The sequence below is a fragment of the Microbulbifer zhoushanensis genome, assembly GCF_021729055.1.
Taxonomy (GTDB): Bacteria; Pseudomonadota; Gammaproteobacteria; order Pseudomonadales; family Cellvibrionaceae; genus Microbulbifer; species Microbulbifer zhoushanensis.
On sequence record NZ_JAJSAO010000015.1, the window covers coordinates 1 to 2,391 of the forward strand.

General features: G+C 48.1%; 4 protein-coding genes. 3 read left to right on the forward strand and 1 reads right to left on the reverse strand.

Annotated elements, in window-relative coordinates:
- Positions 1-99: 99 nt before the first annotated feature.
- Together LVD10_RS17850 and LVD10_RS17855 are read left to right on the forward strand one after the other, a co-directional pair.
- The gene (locus LVD10_RS17850; protein ID WP_237064496.1) at positions 100-507 is read left to right on the forward strand and encodes a hypothetical protein; all 408 of its coding nucleotides are present in this window, start codon (positions 100-102) and stop codon (positions 505-507) included.
- Between the two features lie 176 nt (positions 508-683).
- On the forward strand, positions 684-1,655 hold the full coding sequence (locus LVD10_RS17855; protein ID WP_237064498.1) for an NAD(P)-dependent alcohol dehydrogenase: 972 nt from the start codon (positions 684-686) through the stop codon (positions 1,653-1,655).
- 191 nt (positions 1,656-1,846) lie between these two features.
- On the opposite strand, the gene LVD10_RS17990 is transcribed toward LVD10_RS17855, so the two are convergent.
- Positions 1,847-1,969, reverse strand: coding sequence for a hypothetical protein (locus tag LVD10_RS17990; RefSeq protein WP_255701147.1), 123 nt, complete (start codon positions 1,967-1,969; stop codon positions 1,847-1,849).
- Positions 1,970-2,207: 238 nt separating this feature from the next.
- On the opposite strand from LVD10_RS17990, the gene LVD10_RS17860 reads away from it, so the two are divergent.
- The coding region (locus LVD10_RS17860) for a hypothetical protein (protein ID WP_237064501.1) at positions 2,208-2,391 on the forward strand (184 nt) is incomplete at its 3' end.

Here is a 2,391-nt window from a genome sequence, read left to right on the forward strand (position 1 = left end):
GATCGGGCATATAAGCCCAGCAGAGTATGAGCGCAAATGCGCCTAGTTAGAGTGTCTACTTTTTGTGGGTAAGACCAGCGTTATTGAAAGGAGAGATTGGTGCCAATTTCAGATGTAGTATTCCTCGAAGGAAATGACCCTGAAGAAGTAGTGAACGGTGACGATCCATACTCATTTGGCAGGTGGTTCCGCGCGAAAAATATTGACATGATTCCGCTATCCAAGCTGGGTGAAATACTTGGCGTAGCTACGTACGAAGAATTAATGAGGGGGTTTCAGCCTGCCCACCCCCCGGAGGGAGAAGCCTTTATTTTGTCATTCCCTGAAGCTCTCCAAGACAAGATACGAGAACTCAATGATGAGGAGTTACCTGAAATAGTCGGTAGATGGTCAAAGATTGAGGAATTTGGTAACGCTCCAGAGGAACCGCTGAGACAATATCTAGCAGGTCTACGCAGTTTTCTCAATGAGAATGCAGGGTACGCGAATCTATTTCTTTCAATCTAAGCGCGATCACCTAACCAGTGCATGTTGGCGGACTGGTTTTCCGCTGCGCTCCAAACCAGCCGCAAATGCAGGCGTTAAGTGTAAGACTTAACCACATTTAGTAGAGCCCTGTATAGTTGATAAGCTATTTTTAATAATCATCAAAAAAGGAAGCTCAATCTTATGGGGCAGAAAACGTGAAATCTCTAATAATACGGAAGTACGGATCACCTGACTTTCTTGAAATTTACGATGTCATAAAACCTATCCCAGCTGACGATCAGGTGCTGGTCAAAGTTAATGCTGTCTCGATCAACGACTGGGACTGGGGGTTGCTGAAAGGGGCACCGTTCATCCCAAATCGTTTCATGGCAGGTCTGATTAGGCCGAATATCACCATAGGCTCCGATATCGCTGGTGTAGTTGAAGCTGTGGGCAGTGAAGTCAGTTCATACAAGCCTGGCGACGAAGTGTACGGTGATCTGTCCGGCTGCGGATTCGGGGGATTTGCAGAGTATGTATGTGCCCCGCACAATGCCGTGAAGCCTAAATCCCAAGCTATGAGCTTTGAGCAGGCGGCCGCTATCCCTCAGGCAGGCATGCTTGCTCTGCAGGCAATTGTGGCGGATCGCCAGCCTGAGCCAGGACAGTCAGTTCTGGTAAACGGCGCTGGGGGCGGCGTCGGTAGTCTCGCCATCCAACTCCTGAAGCTCCAGGGCCTTGAGGTGACCGGGGTTGATAGTGCAGAAAAACTGGAGGCAATGCGCTTGTGGGGATTCGATCACGTGATTGACTATCGAACCACGGATTTCACGCAAAATGGAAAGCGTTATGACCTCATTGTCGATGCCAAGAGCGATCGGTCTCCAGCGGACTATGAACGTGCTTTGAACCCTAATGGTGCTTACGCAGCCGTAGGTGGGCCAACACTCAACTTGCTGAAGGTCGCGCTCTCAGGCTTACGCATAAACCGTGCACGAGATAAGAAGCTCCGGGTTATAGCACTCGAGCCCAATCGCGACCTGGCCTACTTTAACGAACTTTTCGAGGCTGGGAAGTTCAGGCCAGTAATTGATACGGAGTTTGACTTCACAGATGTGGATGTGCGCAATGCATTCCATCATTTCGCTGAGGCGGCACACAAAGGAAAGATCGTTGTTCGCTTATAACAATCAATTGCGCGCAGCCACCTAAAACTGGCGCGTGAATAACATCGTCGGACTTCCTCTTGTGCAGCGATGTCTGTGGCGATTCGCTGGCAGCCTATGACCAGCCGGTTTATGGGGTTGACGCGAGTTCTGGAGGAGCTTGTGAGTTTGCTTTGCGGCTTGTGCTCGTGCGTCTTCTTCAGTGGGGTAGGTCAGCTGAGAGTCATTGCAGATTCACTGATTTTAATTGTGGTTGATTTAAGATCTATTTTCTTATTTACTGCAAAAGCATGAGCGTTTTGGCGGAAATTTTTATTTTCTGGATGGTGGCTCATATCAGTATCTGCGGGGACTAGGAGCGCGCAGCCTGGCAAAGCGCTGTGTTCGGTTTTTAGTCCCTCTGTGCGGGTGTTATACGTACCTAAAAAGTCGTTTATCGTAATCAGGGCGAGCTCATCTAAAAATCATAAGGATATCAGGTGCTTTGAGTTCGATATGAATAAGCTGGCCAATTGTTCAATTGCATTTAGGCGAACCTTAAGAGTTCGGTGATTATCATAATAAGGATAAATTATGAAGCATCTCTATATTTTAAGTTCTCTGCTGTTATCCGCTTTATTTATTACCAGTGCCAGTCATGGCCAAGATGAATTTCCAGTGCTCAAAGGCCCATACCTGGGGTGGTCTTACCCACAAAAAGTAGACACTCTAACTAGGCGCATTTGCGCTCATACTCTGCTGGGCTTATATGCCCGAT

Coding starts and splice junctions, on each gene's coding strand:
- LVD10_RS17990 (WP_255701147.1), bottom strand. CDS start 1,969: ATGAGCCACCATCCAGAAAATAAAAATTTCCGCCAAAACGCTCATGCT.